The following is a 16,149-nucleotide window of genomic DNA, read 5'->3' as shown; positions in this document are numbered from 1 at the left end:
TCTATTCCGCTGAATAACACTCCGGGCCCGGAGGCAGAATCTCTTGCCAGGGCAGGCTCTGACAGCCCAACACCATGTAGTTGGGGTTTTCCAGGCTCTCGCGCTCGTTGTAGCTCAACGGTTGGTAGCAGGTGTCGACGATCCTGCCGCCCGCTTCCTCAACGATGCACTGGGAGGCTCCGGTGTCCCACTCGCCGGTCGGCCCAAGGCGCAGATAGCAATCCGCGGTGCCTTCCGCCACCATGCAGGATTTCAGTGACGCACTGCCAAATGGCAGCAGCAGGTATTCCCGCTGTTCATCCAGCCGTGACATCACCGCTTCGCGACGCTGACGGCGGCTGACCGCAATCTTCAGTGCGTCCCCCGGCCCCACATCACGACTGTGGATCGCTTCAGTCTGGTCACCGTGGCGCTTGTAGGCGCCGTGGCCCTGACAGGCGTAGTACCAGACTTCACTCATCGGCGCGTAGATCACCCCCAGCACAGGCTGATGATCCCTCACCAGCGCAATGTTCACCGCAAACTCGCCACTGCCGGCAATAAACTCCTGGGTGCCGTCCAGCGGGTCAATCAGCCAGTACTCATTCCAGTGCTGGCGGGTGGACAGCGGGATATCGGCGTCCTCCTCGGAGAGGATGGGTGTGTCCGGGGTAAGCGTTCGCAGCGCCGTGACGATCCACTCATGGGCGGCCAGGTCGGCCGAGGTCACGGGGGTGTTGTCGGATTTGGTCAGGGACTGATATTGACCCGCCTCGTAGATGGTGCGGATCTGTTGTCCCGCATCACGGGCAATGGTGATGACGGGTTCTAGCAGTGTGTGCAGGGGAGTCACCACAATACCACCTTCTGTTACGCTGACTCGGTTATCGGGTAAGTTTCAGCTGCTTCAGAGCCAAAAACAAGGCACTGATCGAGCGGGATTCAGAAAAATCTTCCTGCGCCAGCAGCTTATCGGCTTCGTGTATCGACCACGGCACCAGTTCCAGCGGTTCCGGCTCGTCACCAATCAGTTGACTGGGATAGAGGTCACGGGCCAGCAGAATTTCCATCTTGCTGGCAAAGTAACCTGGTGCCAACGACACCTGCATCAGGTGGGTCAAATCACGGGCGGCGTAACCGATCTCCTCCTGCAGCTCCCGGTTGGCCGCCACCAGCATCGCTTCACCCGGATCGATCAACCCCTTGGGAAAGCCCAGCTCGTAGCTGTGGGTGCCTGCGGCGTACTCACGCACCAGCAACATGGTGTGCTCATCCAGCATCGGCACCACCATTACCGCCCCACGATTGCCGCCGCGCATGCGCTCATACTGACGCTGAGCGCCATTGGCAAAACGCAGATCCAGCTGCTCCACCGTGAACAGCCGGCTTTGTGCCACCACTCGGGCATCCAGGATCTGCGGCTTACGCGATTTGCTCATGCCGCCCTCACAGCCCCGGGATCGGGCCGTTGTAGTTGATCGGGTAAGCCCCATCCGCATTGGGTTTACCCAGGAAGGTCAGGGCCTGACGCAGGTCGGACGGTTGACTGTCGGTGGGCTTGATCTGAGCCGCCACTTTGACCTGATTGTCCGCCAGCAGCAACGCTTCACCCTGCACACCGATGGTGTTTTCCGCCTCGTCCATCACCAGCTTCAGGTTGCCCTGATCGCAGCTCAGGGTGCCCGCCAGGTTGCCCAGCGGGTACTGGCCAAACTGGTTGTTCACGTCCAGGCCATCCACCAGCACCCGACCGCTGAGGCGGTCGCACCAAGGGGTACCCTGAGCGCTGTCATTGAGGCTCAGGGTGGCGTTGCCGCCCACCTTGGTACGGAACGGCAGACGGGTATTGCCCAGCAGCCACGGCAGTGGTGCGGACAGACGCAGGTTATCGACGGCCAATCCGGACAGGCCATAGCTGACGCTGCCCTGGCCCCGTGCCACGCCACCATCCAGCCGGAATGAGAGTCCGGCCTGACCGGTCAGCAGTTGACTGGGATGCAACTCCCAGCTGACCTGTTCCAGCTGACGCCCGGCCACGGTCAACTGCTCCGCCTGGCCTTGCCAGAGCGTGCCATTGAGGCCAGACGCTTTAATGCCATTGGGCACCGGGGCAAATTGCCACACCAGTGCCGCCGGCACATTAATCACCAAAAACAGCAGATACAGAACCACCCCAAGCAGGGTGTATTTCACTACGCGCACGGCCCCTCCGTTACGGCTGCGACAGCTGCAAGCGTCGCACTTGAATCAATCCCGGCTCATTGGCAGCGGTGATATCCAGCGCTTCAACGGCCACACCCTGACGCTGCTGCAACTCGGTCAGCCAGCCCATCAGGGTTTCAAATTGGGTGTCCTCCAGCCAGAGCTGAAGTTTGTCGCCTTGCGGCTGCATCCGGGCAATGGTCAACCCGGCCTGCGCGGCAGTACGGCTGGCGATCTGGTTCAGGTTACCGCCACCGGGACGCTGCCCGCTACCACGCTGGAGGCTAATGTAGCGATTGGCGTTGTCCTTAATCTGACCCAGCGCCACCCGCTCCGCCTGTACCGCGCGCTCGGCCTGGTCGAGACCATTGCTGATCGGTGCCCATACCAGCCAGTAAAACAGGCCAATCACCAACACCGGCGCCAACAGAGTCAGCAGGCGCTGCTCCTGATCGGTGCGATCGCTCCACCACTGTTGAGCCTGTTGCCAATACTTGTTCATCCTTTGGCCCTCAATGTCATGATGCCACTGACGCCGTCCGCATCGTTGTTGATGGCCCCGGACTCCACATCAAAGCGGCCACTGGCCAGCTCTTTAAAGCGCTCAAACTGGGCGAAGTCCTTACCCACCAGCTGCAGTCGGATTTCGGAGCGATTGCCATCGAAACGGATGCTGGTCGGGCGCAGTTCGGGCAGCTCGGCAAAGGCGTTTTCCAACCCTGCCATCATCGGCAGCAGCTGGCCGCCGGCTCCGGCGCCACCCAGTGCCCGCACCTTGGCTTCAAGCTGGCCGCGCGGGTTGGGAACACGCTGCTCCTGCGGGAACAGCTGACGATAGATCCGCTCGCCTTCGGCGCGCAAAGCGGTGCGCTCCTGCTCCAGCTGGTACCAGCTGACGCCACGGTGCACCAGCACCAGCGCCAGCAGAATGGCCGCGGCCACCCCCACTTTGGTCCAGGTAGAAACCAGCTTGGACAACTCTTTGGCCGGCGCATAAGGCCCGGTCAGCAGGTTGGCCGGGGTACGGACGAAGCCCTGGGCCAGCGCCTGCATCGGCAGCTCCAGCGGCTGCTCCGCCGCCTCAATGCCTTCCGGCAGGGCCACCGGGGTAAACAGCGCCCAGGGACGCCCCTCACCCTGCAGCGACTCGGCCATCATCGGCAGCCAGTCTGCATCCAGCACCATGCCAGAGCCTTCGCCCGTGCGCACCAGCAACTGCTGCTCCAGCTGCATCAGAGACAGCTCGGTGTCCTCGACCCGAGCCAGAGCCAGCACGTCCGGTACGATCTTCTTCACCGGCAGTCCGGCCTCCGCCAGCCAACCCAGCCACAGCTGAAGCTGGGCGTGGGCCACCACCATCACTGACAGCTGGTCGCCGTGGCGCGGGCCGGGGACAAAGTGGAGTTTGTCCACATCCTCGGAGAGTTCGTCCTCGAGCATAAAGGGCAGCGCCTTCATGGCCTGGCGCTGCGCTTTGGCAGGCAGGTTCACGTCGGTCAGGGTCAGGGCACTGCTGTCCACCAGAACCTCAACCGGGCGGCCACCAGCGCGCTCCGACAGGCTGGCCAGGCCATCGGCCCCGGCCAGTACACCGGAACTGATCACCGTCTGCTGCTCTTCGGACCAGGTTATCCAGGGGATCGGTTGCTGTGCCTGGCTACCCAGGCGGATCACCAATCGTTCGCTCACTGTTGGCCTCCATACTGGCGGGTCAGAACGGTCAGTCCATCGCCCCCGCCACGTCGCATCACGCTTTCCAATCGAAACACCGCGTTTTCCACTTTAGCGGCTCCGCGGAGCCGGAAATACTTGCTGTCCACCGCCAGGGTGGACTTGGCCTGGGCGTCCACCTGCAATCGTTGCATGGCGGGTTCTTCCCAGAATTTCTGAACGTCGTCCCAACCGTCTGCCGGTCGGGCTTGCAGAACGCTCTCCGCCTCACTGAGGCTGATCTTTCCTTCCAGCATCCCGACCAACAGCGCTGCCCGTTCCACCGGCAGGGTGTTGACGTTGAGTTGCTGGGTGTCTTCACCGGGAATGGCGCAGACGTAATCCTGCAGCGTCCGGTACAGGTTCTTGTTCACCCCAAGCACCGCCCGCAACTCGCTGTGGTGAGCCATCAGCTGGTTGGGGGTGCGGTAGGGCACCGGCCGTGACTCGTACTCGGCGTCCTCCGCACCAAAGGTGCCATCCTGACGGTCATCTTCGTCGGTAAAGTCCCGCACCCGGTCGGCCACCATCTCGGCGTAGTAGTTGTCGATCTCCAATGCCTCCAGCATGGCCATAAACTGTCGGCCAGCCAAGGGTTTTTGGTAGGGATCCCGGTTTCGTTCCTCTTCGGTCAGCCCCTGGCTGAGGGCGTTGAGGTTGAAACAGGTCCGCATATCATCAATGGTGCCGGCGATCTGGCCATGCTCTACCGGGTACACCACGTTGGCGGTGGCCCAATATTGTTGCAGGTGGATGGTGCCGTCGCTGTCCTCAAAGTCCTGCTTCAGCACCCGCTTGGCCAGAGCCTCACTGGAGCGGGCGTACCAGTACGCCTGCTCGAAATCCGCCATATTGGTGGTGCGGCGCACCGACATCTGGCTGCGCTGGGTCATGCCCGCCGCCAGCGCCGTGATCACCGCCAGCACCAACAAAACCGTCAACAGGGCCATGCCCGACTGGGAACGTCGCATCAGTTCTGCTCCTCGCCGCCGGTGCCACCACCACTGCTGCCGGAGCCGGAGCCACTGCCAGAACCATTGCCAGAGCCCGACCCCGAGCCGTTGCCGCTGCCGTTGTCGTCCTCATCGCTGGTGATGCCACCGTAACCGTCCGCCAACAGGAATTTGCGCTGAATGATGCCCATGTCGAGGGTCTCCAGCTCCACAGTCACCGCCTTGGGGAAGGCATTGCCATCGACCTTGTTCTGCCACTTGTCGTCGATGTAGAAGGCAAACTTCAGGCTGATCACGCCATCCAGCAGATCCAGCTCCTGAGCTTCTTCGCCCTCTACCGGATCCGGATACAGGGTGTAGAGCCGTTGCAGCTTCTCCTCCTTGATTCGGTACACCACCTGCTGAATCGAGCCCCGGGGCAACTGGCCCTGGGGGTTGAGCCAGCCGAGTCGATAGAAGCGCATCGCTTCGCTGTCGGAGTCGTACAGGTTCTCCCCAGCCTCGAACAGGGCACTGCGGTTCTCCGTGGTGGCACTGCGGGAGGTACGGGGGATCATCTGGCCGAAGTCGCGCTCCATCATCGACATCGCCAGCTGAAGGGATTTGAGATCATCCTGGGCCCCCTGGCTGACGCCATCGACCTTGGTGACCTGCTGCAGGATGGTAGCGGACGCGACGCCGATCACCGCGAAGATGGCGATGGCCAGCAGCATCTCCAGCAGGGTAAAACCCCGCACCGCGTCAGTCCGGCTTGGCCACATAGGTTTCCACCTCGGCAAGGATGCCTTCAAAACGGTCGTCCAGGCTGACCGACACGCGGATCAGACGCAGGTTTTCATCAGAGGCTTTGATCACCTGCTGGCGCCAGTACCACTGGCGTTCCGCCATCTCAGTACGGCCGTTACGGCTGCCAATCTCGGGAAAGGCGTTTTCCAGTTGGGCATCCACCATGCGGTTGTGCGCCACGTACCCCGCCAGGGTCCGTTCGCGCAGAATGGGAATGGAAGAGAGTTGAATATTGGCGGTGTTGATCACCGCGATGGCAGCGGTGGCGAATACGGTCATCGCCACCAGCACCTCAAGCAGGGTAAACCCCCGGCTGCGTTTCACTGCCACGGGTCCTCCTCCAGCTCGGTCAGCCAGTTGATGCGGCCCAGCGGGTCACCCACCATCTCCAGTTCCAGGTCTCGTTGACCGGGCACATCCGACAGCAGCAACAGGGTGAAACCGGTCATCTCGCCGGAGGGCATCAGCAGCAGCTGGGGTTCCGGATTTTTGCGCTTCTCCTCTTCGGACAGCTCAAACAGCGACTCATCCAGGCCAAACTCAGACTCGGTGTCCTCGTCCTCCTGCACCAGCGGCATCCCCTCCAGCTCCAGCGAGGCTTCGACCCCTTCGGGCCAGTTGCGGTCCCGGTAGAGGGCATCGCCGCCCACCGGCTCCCACTTCTCGGTATCGAGGTTCCAGCGCACAAAGTAGTAATGGTCTTCTTCCATTACGATGCCCAGCTGTTCGCCGGACAGGGTGGCCTCTTCCAGTGCCATCCCCACCACCACGCGAAACTCGTTACCGGCTTTTTCCATCGCTTCCTGGCGCGGGTCACCGCCCAACACCAGAGTCACCGACATCGCCGCCAGCCCCATCACCACCAGCACCAGAAGGATCTCCAACAAGGTAAAGCCCCGCTGACGCGAGGCTTGCTGACGGGGCTTGGCGTGAACCATTACTGGTAATCGCCCAGGTTGTAGTTACAGATGTCGTCTTCGCTGCCCAGCTGCATATCCGGGCCCGCGGAGCACAGGTCGTAGCGGCCACGCTCACCCGGGCTGACCAGGGAGTAGTTGTTGCCCCAGGGGTCGGTCGGCAGGCGCTGGATGTAGCCGCCTTCCTGGTAGTTGCGCGGCTCCGGACCAGAGTTCGGACGGCTTACCAGCGCTTCCAGACCCTGATCGGTGGTCGGGAAACGGTTGTTGTGGATGTAATACATGCCCAATGCACTTTCCAGACCGGAGATGTCGGTGACGGCTTTCTGCACGTTGGCGGTATCACGGGAGCCGATCAGGTTCGGCGCCACGATGGAGGCCAGGATGCCGATGATCACCAGCACTACCATCACTTCCAGCAGGGTGAAGCCTCGCTGGGCGGTGCGGCTAGGGGTACGACGTTTCATTCTCGATATGCCTCTTACAAGTTAAATCATCTGGTTCATCGCCAGCATGGGCTGGAGGATGGAAATTACGATAAAGAGCACGATGCCTGCCATCACCACCACGATCAGCGGCTGCAGCACGGCCAGCGCAACGCTGACCTGGGCTTCAAATTCACGGTCCTGGTTATCCGCGGCGCGAGCCAGCATGTCATCCAGCTCACCGGACTTCTCACCGGACGCGATCATGTGCAGCATCATCGGCGGGAACAGCTTGGTCTGCTGCAGCGACGCGCGCAGCGATGCGCCCTCACGCACTTTGCCTGTGGCTTCTGAGACCGCGTTCTTCACCTTCAGGTTCAGCAACACGTCGGAGGCGATCTTCATCGCTTCCAGCATCGGAACCCCGGAAGAGGAGAGCGTGCTCAGGGTGCGGGCAAAGCGGGCGGTATTCAGGCCACGGGACACCTTACCCACCACCGGCAGCTTCAGCAGCGTTTCATGCCAGCTCAGCTTGAATTTGGGACTGCGCAGGGCCTGCTTAAAGCCCACAAAAAACAGGGCGATGGCAATCAGCATATAGAGCCCGTAATGCTGCAGAAAGTCCGAGATGTCGATCAGAAACTGGGTGGTGGCTGGCAGGGCCTGGCCCAGGTGGTCAAATTGCGACACCACGTCCGGAACCACCGAGGTGAGCAGGAACACCACCACGGAGATCGCCACGACGGTCAGGATGATCGGGTACACCAGCGCCTGGGTCAGCTTGGCGTTGAGCTCCTGTCGGCGTTCGGTGTAATCGGCCAGACGCTCCAGCACCACCTCGAGGTGACCGGATTTCTCACCGGACGCCACCATGGCCACGTACAGTTCGTCAAACACCTGGGGATATTCGGCCATGGATTCGGCCAGGCCGTAGCCCTCCACCACTTTGGCGCGTACTGCCATCAGCATGCTTTTCAGGCGAGGCTGTTCGCTCTGCTCAGCCACCGCCTTAATGCACTCTTCCAACGGCAAGCCGCCCGCCACCAGGGTGGACAACTGACGGGTGATCAACGCCAACGCGGTGGCGCCGATTTTCGGTTTGAACAGGGTAAAGCCGCCAGAACTCGCTTTGCTGCGCTGCTCTTTCTGCGCTGCCGGGGAGACCTCCAGCGGCATCATCTGCTTCTCACGCAGCTGGGCCCGGGCCTGGCGTGCGGTGTCCGCTTCGATGATCCCTTTAACCTGACGGCCCCGGGTATCCAGGGCCTGATATTCAAACGCCGCCATCGCTTACTCCTCCCGGGTCACCCGCAGCACTTCCTCCAAGGTGGTCATCCCGGCGAGGACCTTGCCGCAGCCATCCTGGCGGATGGAGGGCGCGGTTTGACGTACGTGCTTCTCGATGGCCAGCTCTCCGCGGCCACCGTGGATCAGTTCCCGGATGGTGTCGTCCACCACCAGCAACTCATGAATACCGGTTCGGCCCTTGTAGCCACTGAAGTTGCAGTGTTCACAACCGACCGCCTTGTAGATGGTGGGTTGTTCCCCCTGCCCCAGCTCCAGAAACGAACGCTCGCGGGCGTTAGGGGTATAGGGACTCTTACACTCCGGGCACAGGGTGCGCACCAGGCGCTGAGCCAACACCCCCAGCAATGAGGAGGAGATCAGGAAGGGCTCGATGCCCATGTCCTGCAGACGGGTGATGGCACCGGAAGCGGTGTTGGTGTGCAGGGTCGACAATACCAGGTGACCGGTCAATGAGGCCTGAACGGCAATCTGGCCGGTTTCCAGGTCACGGATCTCACCCACCATCACCACATCCGGGTCCTGACGCAGAATGGCGCGCAAGCCGCGGGCAAAGGTCATATCGACTTTGGTGTTCACCTGAGTCTGACCAATCCCTTCCAGCTCGTATTCGATCGGGTCTTCAACGGTCAGGATATTGCGATCCCGGCTGTTGATCTCTGTCAGGCCTGCGTACAGGGTGGTGGACTTACCGGAACCGGTAGGGCCGGTGACCAGCAGGATGCCGTGAGGACGGCGGATCAGGCTGTTGAACTGGCCGCGGATCCCCTCTGCCATGCCCAGCTGTTCCAGGTTCAGCACCGACTGGTTCTTATCCAGCAGACGCATCACCACCCGCTCGCCGCGGGAGCTGGGCATGGTGGACACCCGCACATCGACAGCGCGGCCGCCGATGCGCAGGGAGATACGACCATCCTGCGGGACCCGCTTTTCAGCGATATCCAGCTTGGCCATTACCTTGATACGGGAAACCAGCAACGGCGCAATCTTGCGCTGCTGTTTCAGCACCTCCTGCAACACGCCATCGATGCGGAACCGGACCACCAGCTCCTTCTCGTAGGTTTCGACGTGAATATCGGACGCCCCCAGCTTGATCGATTCCGACAACAGGGCGTTGATCAAACGGATGATCGGCGCGTCGTCGTCGGCGTCGAGCAGGTCTTCGGTTTCCGGCAGTTCATCCGCCAGCGAGGCCAGGTCGTCGTCTTTGCCGATGTCCTCCATCAGCTGCTGGGCTTCGGAGGAGTCCTGCTGGTACAGCTCGGTCAGCTTGATGTCGAACGCGTTGCTGTCGACCCCATTCAGCGCTACCGGGCCACCAGCCAGGCGACGGGCTTCCAGCAGCGCCTTGGGACGGGCGCTGGGGCTGTACCACAGCACCAACTGCTCGTCCTGAGGCACCAGCATGACGCCAAAGCGACGGGCAAAGGCAAAGGGCAACTTGGGCAGGCGCCCGGGCAGAATCTCTTCCGCCTGTTCAGGCACCTCCGGCAGTTCAGTCAGGAGTTCCTGACGTTCCGCCTCAGTCATTCTGTTTCTCCTCGACCGGCTGTTCCTTCGCGTCGGTCGCGTTGTCACCCGGTTGGGCGCTGCCATCCAGCGCCTTCTGCATCCACTCATTCTGGTCGCGGATCGGCGTGGACATGGACTGGCCACTCTGGTGACGCATCAGGATGTCGTGGATCTCTGGGCTCATGCCATCCGGCACCACCCATTCGTCCAGCACCGGTACATCAGTGTTCGGCATCAGGTTGATGCCTCGCTCAGCCTGCTCAAGCTGCTGGGCACGGAAGTAGTTGTACTTGCGGCCGGCGATGCCGGTCATGCTCGGGCCATCACGGATGATGGTCGGCTTGATGAAGATCATCAGGTTACGCTTGGTCTTCTTCGAGCTGGTGGAGCTGAACAGGTGGCCAATCACCGGGATGTCTCCCAGCAGCGGTACCTTGGACACACTCTCCTGCACGTCCTCGTTGAGCAGACCGCCCAGCACCACGGTTTCGCCGGAGTCGGCCAGTACGGTGGTGGTCAGGGTGCGCTTACCGAAGGTCACGTCCACGGCGGTACGGCCATTAACGTTCGACACTTCCTGCTCAATCTCGAGCTGAACCGCGTTGCCTTCGTTGATCTGCGGGGTCACTTTCAGCTTGATCCCCACCTCTTTACGCTCAACGGTGGTAAAGGGGTTGTCGTTGTTGGAGCCGGAGGTGGAACCGGTAATCACCGGCACCTCGTCACCCACGATAAAGCTCGCTTCCTGGTTATCCAGGGTGGTGATGGAGGGGGTCGCCAGTACGTTGGAGTTGGAGTCCGCCGCCACCGCCTGGATCAGGGCACCAAAGTCGCCCATCGCCACACCCCAGGCCATGCCGTTCACTTTGGACAGGGCCGCCGCCAGGGTGGTGATGTCACCGTCCTGGTCCGGGTTGGTGGTACACACGCCTTCCGGGGAACACACCTCGGTGCCGGGCACGTCACGGGCATCCCAGATACCCGCGCCCACTTCACCAATGGTGGTACCGAAGGTGTTGTACTGGATCAGACCACCATCAGCGGAGCCCCACTGCACACCAAAGCCCACTTCGTCGCCTTCGGCAATCTCTACGATGATCGCTTCCACCAGCACCTGGGCGCGGCGGATGTCGAGCTGACGAATCACGCTCTCCAGGGTCTGGATCTGGTCCGGCTGGGCATTGATCACCAGCGCATTGGAGTCAGCATGCGCCATGATGGTGATTTCGTTGTTGCGACGACGCTGGGTCTGGGCGCTGCCGCCCTCCTCGGTTTGCAGGCTCTCGGCAAAGCCAGACAGCACTTCCTGCAGGTCTTCCGCTTTGGCGTACTTGAGGTACACCACCTTGGTGTTACCGGAGTTCTGCATCTCCTGGTCCAGCTCACGCACCAGCGCAGCGGCGCGCTGACGGGCACGTTCATCACCGGAGATCACCACGGAGTTGGTGCGCTCATCGGCCACCACTTTCGGAACGGAACCGGTACCGGTCGCCGCCTGCTGACCACCACCACGGTACAGAGCATCAATGATGCGCACCATCTCACCCGCTGAGGCGTAGGCAAGGCGAACCACCTCCACCTTGGTGTCGCCCTGCAGGTCAACCCGCTTCACGATCTCCACCAGCTTGTTCACCACCGCAGCGCGGCCGGTGATCATCAGCACGTTGGAGGGGTCGTAGTTCACCACGTTACCGCCGCCAGCGTTGTTGTTGAGCTGGCGCAGCAGCGGCGCCAACTGCTTGGCTTCAACGTTGTAGAGCGGGACGATGCGGGTGACCATCTCATCCCCTTCACCGGGGTAAGCGTCATCGGCAACGCGAATGTTGGAGTCCTTGGCGTCTTTGTCCTTCACCACTTTGATGATGTTGGTGCCGGGCATCTCCACCACGGCATAGCCGTACACCTGGAGCACGCTCAGGAAAAACTGGTAGTACTGCTCCTCACTGAGCAGGTCATAGCTGCGGACATTGATCTTCCCGCGCACCGTCGGGTCTACGATGATGGTGCGATTCAGGTTCTTACCAACAATGTTGATGAACTCCTGAATGTCGGTGCCTTTAAAGTTGGCTGCGTACTGTGCCTCAGCGGCCAGGGCTTGCCCCCCGAAGGCAGCCATACCGGCCAATAGGCCAGCGGCAATGCTGTTGCGCACCCAGGGCAGTCGACGCTGCAAGTTGGTCATTGTGCTTCCTTCGCCTTGATTCTTTTATTGTGAGGGCAGAGCGAACAGGACTTCGGTCAATTGACCCTCCCGCTCGACCATCAGGGATACTTCTTCCAAATCCGCCAGTTGGGACAGAATCTGCATCGATTCACCCATATTGGTCAGATCATAGCCATTCATTGAGACCGCGAGATCATTTGGTTGCAATCCAGACTGCATAAACAGCTCGCGGTTTTTGCCAGGATTGAGCCGGTAGCCACGAAGCTCACCGGATTCCCGGTCCTTGACCGGAGAAATTGCCAGGTAGTCCTGAAGCTTACCGGGGTCTTCCAGCATCGCTTCACGCGCCTCTTCCAACGCCTGAGTCGTTTCCGCATCGTCGCGCATATCCACTTCGGCCTGAGGCGTTTCTCTCAGTCGCTGGGTTTCGGAAGTCATCTCGCGGGTGTACTCAACGCCATCCAGCATCAGAGTCTCGTAACGCCCCTGATTAAGAATGATGGCGCGGTCAGCGTACACCTCGTGCAGGCTGGCGTTGGTGCCTTTAATCTTGTCACCGATACCGTAGGTTTCCTGACTGCCACCGCTCTCGATGATGGCAATGCCCCGCTCCTCGACACTGCTGGCGACCAGGCCGGTCAGCAGAATACGCAGGGTGGTTTTAGGGGCATCGGTGATGAGGTCACGCTGTACCGGTTGGGCCGGTTGGTTTGCACTGGGGTCTTTATCGGGTGTGCCAAACAGGGAGAGGCCAAGCAGGCCATCGAGGGATGCGGATTCGCCCCCGCCAGAGCTGGTCACGGCGGTGGGACGCCAGGCCGGCCCGGTCTGTTCAGGCACCGGCACCAGTTGCCAGGTGATCAGCGCCGCCAGATACAGGGCGTATAGGGCCAAACCCAGAGTAAGGGCTTTGGCCAGTGCCGCCTGGGGCACCTTTGCCAGCAGTCGCTGGATCGCGATTGAATAGTCCATGCCTTCGGAAACTGTGTCCACATGCCGACCGTCAGCGACCGGTCATGTCCATTAAATGTGCTTGTGTCATGCTAACTTACGCCATACCCCCCAACAAGCCAAGCGGGGGCAATACAGGGGAAATGGCACAAAACTGGCGATTATGCTAGCTTGTCCGCCCCCTTTACGGGCTCCCAAGTGGCACTTGGTTCTTTAAGCTTAGGGGTTAACTGTGTCAAAACCATCACCAAAAGAGATTGCTAGCGCAGTTCGTCTCGATAAATGGCTCTGGGCTGCCCGTTTTTATAAAACCCGGGCCCTGGCGCAGGAGATGATCAGTGGCGGCAAAGTGCAGGTCAATGGCCAGCGCTGCAAACCGGGACGTAAGATCGAAGTTGGTGCCACATTAACCCTGTGGCAAGGCAACGATGAGAAGGAACTGGTGATTGTGGGGCTGTCAGAAAAACGTCTGAGCGCCCCGTTGGCCCAGGCCCTGTATGAAGAGACAGAAGCCAGTATTACCCGCCGAACTGAACGGGCGGAGCAGCGTCGCCTGATGGCCGACGCCGATCCCCGCGCCAGCCGGCCGGACAAGAAGCAGCGCCGAGCCCTGCTTCGCTTTAAAAATCAGGATGAGTAAGACGATGACTGACAAGCTGTATCGCTACCTGTTCGATCAGGCCGACGTCCGCGGCGAACTGGTGCAACTGAATGATACCTACCAACAGATGCTGAGCGGCCATGACTACCCGGCCCCGGTTCAGCGTCTGCTGGGCGAAATGGTGGCCGCCACCTCCCTGCTGACCGCCATCCTCAAATTTGAAGGTGAGATCGCCGTGCAGATCCAGGGTGAAGGGCCGCTGCGCCTGCTGGTGGTTAACGGCACCCACACCCAAGCACTGCGCGGTGTGGCTCGCTTTGACGGTGAGGTGGTAGAAGGCGACCTGCAACAGATGGTCGGCAAGGGCCATCTGGTGATCACCATCACCCCGAAAGAGGGCGAGCGCTACCAGGGCGTGGTTGGTCTGACCGAACCGACCCTGGCCGGCTGTCTGGAGCAGTATTTTGCCCAGTCTGAACAGCTGCGCACCCGCCTGTGGCTGCACGCCAACGGCGAGAAAGCCGCCGGCATGCTGCTGCAGGAGATGCCCGCCAGCAACGTCGACGCCGACGTCGAGTTCGAACACCTGGAAAGCCTGACTGACACCATCAAGGCGGAAGAGCTGTTCGGCCTGGACCCCGAAGAGGTGCTGCATCGCCTCTACCACCAGGAGTCGGTTCAGGTGTTCGAGCCGTCCGACGTGGAGTTCCGCTGCACCTGCTCACGCGAGCGCAGCCTGGCAGCGCTGGCCACCATCGACCGCGCCGAGCTGGATTCCATCGTGGAAGAGCAAGGCGAGATCGCCATGCACTGTGACTACTGCGGCGCCCACTACCGCTTCGATGCGGTGGACATTGGCGCACTGGGTCAGGGCAGCGGTGACGTCTCCTCCACTCAGCACTGAACGCCAGTCAACATCGACTGAACCAAAAAGCAGGGCCTCGGCCCTGCTTTTTTTACACTGGATATAATGTGATAGCCCTCACATTGGTCGCGTAAGGCGCCACACTGAGATACACTTTCTGGCCAATAAAGAGGCGATCTGAATCGCCCGAATTACTCACTAAATGGACCGAGGAGTTATCTATGTCAGTGATCTGGCAAAACCTCACCAGCGCCGAGCTGGTTGAGGCCGCCCTGGCACGCCAGGAAGGCATCCTAGCCGACAACGGCGCCCTGGTAGTGGAAACCGGCCACCGCACCGGCCGTTCCCCCAAGGATCGCTTTATCGTGCAGGAGCCGACCACCGCCGACGACATCGAGTGGGGCAACGTCAACCGTCCCTTTGATGCCAGCAAGTTCGACGCGTTATGGCAGCGTGTTGAAGCCCATCTCGATGGCCAGGATCACTTTCTCTCCGAACTGGAAGTGGGCGCCGATGACGACCACTACCTGCCGCTGAGTGTCCGCACCGAAACCGCCTGGCACCAGCTGTTTGCCCGCAACCTGTTTATCGTTCCCGAGCACTACAACCGTGCCAACAAGCCGGTGTGGCAGATCCTCAATGTCCCCAGCTTCCAGTGTGACCCGGAGCGCGACGGCACCCACTCTGATGGCGTGGTGATCATCAACTTTGCCGAGCGCAAGGTGCTGCTGGCTGGCATGCGTTACGCCGGTGAGATGAAGAAATCGATGTTCTCGGTACAGAACTTCCTGCTGCCGGCCAAGGGCGTGCTGCCGATGCACTGCTCCGCCAATGTCGGTGAAGCGGGTGACACCACCCTGTTCTTCGGTCTCTCCGGTACCGGCAAAACCACCCTCTCCGCGGATCCCAAGCGCTTCCTGATTGGCGACGATGAGCATGGTTGGGCCCCCGGTGGCGTCTTCAACATTGAGGGCGGCTGCTACGCCAAGTGCATCGACCTGTCCCAAAAGAATGAGCCGGTGATCTGGGACGCCATCCGTTTTGGCAGCGTGCTGGAAAACGTGGTGCTGGATGCCAAGCGCACCCCGGACTACCGCGACAGCAGCAAAACCCAGAACAGCCGGGCCGCCTACCCGCTTGAGCACATTGAGCAGCGCATTGAAGCCAATCGCGGCGCAGAGCCCAGCGCCGTGGTGTTCCTGACCTGCGACGTGTCCGGCGTACTGCCGCCGGTGGCGAAGCTCTCCAAGGAAGCGGCCGCGTACCACTTCCTGTCCGGTTACACCGCCAAGGTGGGTTCCACCGAGATCGGCTCCAGCGCCGCCATCGAGTCCACCTTCTCCACCTGCTTTGGTGCCCCTTTCTTCCCCCGTCCGGCCGGCGTCTACGCGGAACTGCTGATGGAGCGCATCGAGCAGTTCGGCAGCCAGGTGTATCTGGTGAACACCGGCTGGACCGGTGGCCCCTACGGCGAAGGCCAGCGCTTCGACATCCCCACCACCCGCGCCATCGTGGACGCCATTGTTTCCGGTGAACTGGCCGAGGTGGAAACCGAAGCCCTGCCTATCCTCAACCTGTCCGTACCCAAGGCGATCCCGGGTGTCGATTCCCGTCTGCTCAACCCCAAGCAGACCTGGGCCGACGCCGCCAAGTACGACGAATATGCGCGCCAGCTGGCCAGTGAGTTCCAGCAGAACTTCGCCAAATACGACGTCTCTGACGCCATCGTCAAGGCGGGTCCCGGCGCATAATGCCCGGTTAACACCGCAAAAAGCCGCT

At 61.1% G+C, this 16,149-nt stretch carries 17 protein-coding genes; 3 read left to right on the top strand and 14 right to left on the bottom strand.

All coding sequences use genetic code 11. The features are described 5' to 3' along the window. Position 1: 1 nt before the first annotated feature. From cysQ to gspC, 14 genes are read right to left on the bottom strand one after another with little or no spacing between them, the layout of a single operon-like run. Positions 2-835 (bottom strand): 3'(2'),5'-bisphosphate nucleotidase CysQ, encoded by an 834-nt coding sequence (gene cysQ / locus FBAL_RS01160; RefSeq protein ID WP_013343746.1) that lies wholly within the window; start codon positions 833-835, stop codon positions 2-4. A 28-nt stretch (positions 836-863) separates the two neighbouring features. Further along, a complete protein-coding gene (nudE, locus tag FBAL_RS01155; RefSeq protein WP_013343745.1) occupies positions 864-1,418 on the bottom strand; it encodes an ADP compounds hydrolase NudE in 555 nt (184 codons plus the stop codon). A 7-nt stretch (positions 1,419-1,425) separates the two neighbouring features. Continuing rightward, positions 1,426-2,181, bottom strand: coding sequence for a type II secretion system protein N (locus FBAL_RS01150; protein WP_013343744.1), 756 nt, complete (start codon positions 2,179-2,181; stop codon positions 1,426-1,428). 10 nt (positions 2,182-2,191) lie between these two features. After that, on the bottom strand, positions 2,192-2,683 hold the full coding sequence (gspM, locus tag FBAL_RS01145) for a type II secretion system protein GspM (RefSeq protein ID WP_013343743.1): 492 nt from the start codon (positions 2,681-2,683) through the stop codon (positions 2,192-2,194). Beyond that, entirely contained in the window at positions 2,680-3,870 is a 1,191-nt protein-coding gene (gene gspL / locus FBAL_RS01140) for a type II secretion system protein GspL (protein ID WP_013343742.1), read from the bottom strand. The genes gspM and gspL overlap by 4 nt, the downstream gene beginning before the upstream one ends. Continuing rightward, complete coding sequence (gene gspK, locus FBAL_RS01135; protein WP_013343741.1) at positions 3,867-4,862, bottom strand: type II secretion system minor pseudopilin GspK; 996 nt, start codon at positions 4,860-4,862, stop codon at positions 3,867-3,869. Before gspK ends, gspL begins: the two co-directional genes overlap by 4 nt. Further along, complete coding sequence (gene gspJ / locus FBAL_RS01130; RefSeq protein ID WP_013343740.1) at positions 4,862-5,605, bottom strand: type II secretion system minor pseudopilin GspJ; 744 nt, start codon at positions 5,603-5,605, stop codon at positions 4,862-4,864. The genes gspK and gspJ overlap by 1 nt, the downstream gene beginning before the upstream one ends. Beyond that, positions 5,586-5,960, bottom strand: a complete 375-nt coding sequence (gene gspI, locus FBAL_RS01125; RefSeq protein ID WP_233538399.1) for a type II secretion system minor pseudopilin GspI — start codon at positions 5,958-5,960, stop codon at positions 5,586-5,588. The genes gspJ and gspI overlap by 20 nt, the downstream gene beginning before the upstream one ends. Then, the gene (gspH, locus tag FBAL_RS01120) at positions 5,951-6,568 is read right to left on the bottom strand and encodes a type II secretion system minor pseudopilin GspH (RefSeq protein ID WP_013343738.1); all 618 of its coding nucleotides are present in this window, start codon (positions 6,566-6,568) and stop codon (positions 5,951-5,953) included. Before gspH ends, gspI begins: the two co-directional genes overlap by 10 nt. Next, the gene (gspG, locus tag FBAL_RS01115; protein ID WP_013343737.1) at positions 6,568-7,014 is read right to left on the bottom strand and encodes a type II secretion system major pseudopilin GspG; all 447 of its coding nucleotides are present in this window, start codon (positions 7,012-7,014) and stop codon (positions 6,568-6,570) included. The genes gspH and gspG overlap by 1 nt, the downstream gene beginning before the upstream one ends. A 21-nt stretch (positions 7,015-7,035) precedes the next feature. Further along, positions 7,036-8,259 (bottom strand): type II secretion system inner membrane protein GspF, encoded by a 1,224-nt coding sequence (gspF, locus tag FBAL_RS01110; protein WP_013343736.1) that lies wholly within the window; start codon positions 8,257-8,259, stop codon positions 7,036-7,038. Positions 8,260-8,262: 3 nt separating this feature from the next. Further along, positions 8,263-9,807, bottom strand: coding sequence for a type II secretion system ATPase GspE (gene gspE / locus FBAL_RS01105; RefSeq protein ID WP_013343735.1), 1,545 nt, complete (start codon positions 9,805-9,807; stop codon positions 8,263-8,265). Next, positions 9,800-11,971, bottom strand: coding sequence for a type II secretion system secretin GspD (gene gspD, locus FBAL_RS01100; protein ID WP_013343734.1), 2,172 nt, complete (start codon positions 11,969-11,971; stop codon positions 9,800-9,802). Before gspD ends, gspE begins: the two co-directional genes overlap by 8 nt. A gap of 24 nt (positions 11,972-11,995) precedes the next feature. After that, complete coding sequence (gspC, locus tag FBAL_RS01095; RefSeq protein WP_013343733.1) at positions 11,996-12,925, bottom strand: type II secretion system protein GspC; 930 nt, start codon at positions 12,923-12,925, stop codon at positions 11,996-11,998. A gap of 211 nt (positions 12,926-13,136) precedes the next feature. Between gspC and hslR the strand changes: the two genes are divergently transcribed. The 3 genes from hslR to FBAL_RS01080 all read left to right on the top strand — a co-directional run bounded on the left by hslR (position 13,137) and on the right by FBAL_RS01080 (position 16,121). Beyond that, entirely contained in the window at positions 13,137-13,544 is a 408-nt protein-coding gene (hslR, locus tag FBAL_RS01090) for a ribosome-associated heat shock protein Hsp15 (RefSeq protein ID WP_013343732.1), read from the top strand. A 4-nt stretch (positions 13,545-13,548) separates the two neighbouring features. Next, a complete protein-coding gene (hslO, locus tag FBAL_RS01085; protein WP_013343731.1) occupies positions 13,549-14,409 on the top strand; it encodes an Hsp33 family molecular chaperone HslO in 861 nt (286 codons plus the stop codon). A gap of 125 nt (positions 14,410-14,534) precedes the next feature. Then, positions 14,535-16,121 carry a phosphoenolpyruvate carboxykinase gene (locus FBAL_RS01080; RefSeq protein ID WP_280963941.1) on the top strand — a complete coding sequence of 529 codons (1,587 nt, stop codon included), beginning with the start codon at positions 14,535-14,537 and terminating at the stop codon, positions 16,119-16,121. Positions 16,122-16,149: the final 28 nt, after the last annotated feature.

This window comes from Ferrimonas balearica DSM 9799 (genome assembly GCF_000148645.1).
Taxonomy (GTDB): domain Bacteria; phylum Pseudomonadota; class Gammaproteobacteria; order Enterobacterales; family Shewanellaceae; genus Ferrimonas; species Ferrimonas balearica.
Note: the sequence above shows the minus strand (reverse complement) of the source record. Positions and strands in the feature narration are given on the sequence as shown.

What these genes read in the sequence shown, in the direction of transcription:
- nudE (WP_013343745.1), bottom strand. Translation starts at nt 1,418, where the DNA reads ATGAGCAAATCGCGTAAGCCGCAGATCCTGGATGCCCGAGTGGTGGCA.
- gspE (WP_013343735.1), bottom strand. Translation starts at nt 9,807, where the DNA reads ATGACTGAGGCGGAACGTCAGGAACTCCTGACTGAACTGCCGGAGGTG.
- gspJ (WP_013343740.1), bottom strand. Translation starts at nt 5,605, where the DNA reads ATGTGGCCAAGCCGGACTGACGCGGTGCGGGGTTTTACCCTGCTGGAG.
- gspK (WP_013343741.1), bottom strand. Translation starts at nt 4,862, where the DNA reads ATGCGACGTTCCCAGTCGGGCATGGCCCTGTTGACGGTTTTGTTGGTG.
- gspH (WP_013343738.1), bottom strand. Translation starts at nt 6,568, where the DNA reads ATGGTTCACGCCAAGCCCCGTCAGCAAGCCTCGCGTCAGCGGGGCTTT.
- gspF (WP_013343736.1), bottom strand. Translation starts at nt 8,259, where the DNA reads ATGGCGGCGTTTGAATATCAGGCCCTGGATACCCGGGGCCGTCAGGTT.
- gspC (WP_013343733.1), bottom strand. Translation starts at nt 12,925, where the DNA reads ATGGACTATTCAATCGCGATCCAGCGACTGCTGGCAAAGGTGCCCCAG.
- hslO (WP_013343731.1), top strand. Translation starts at nt 13,549, where the DNA reads ATGACTGACAAGCTGTATCGCTACCTGTTCGATCAGGCCGACGTCCGC.
- gspM (WP_013343743.1), bottom strand. Translation starts at nt 2,683, where the DNA reads ATGAACAAGTATTGGCAACAGGCTCAACAGTGGTGGAGCGATCGCACC.
- gspD (WP_013343734.1), bottom strand. Translation starts at nt 11,971, where the DNA reads ATGACCAACTTGCAGCGTCGACTGCCCTGGGTGCGCAACAGCATTGCC.
- gspG (WP_013343737.1), bottom strand. Translation starts at nt 7,014, where the DNA reads ATGAAACGTCGTACCCCTAGCCGCACCGCCCAGCGAGGCTTCACCCTG.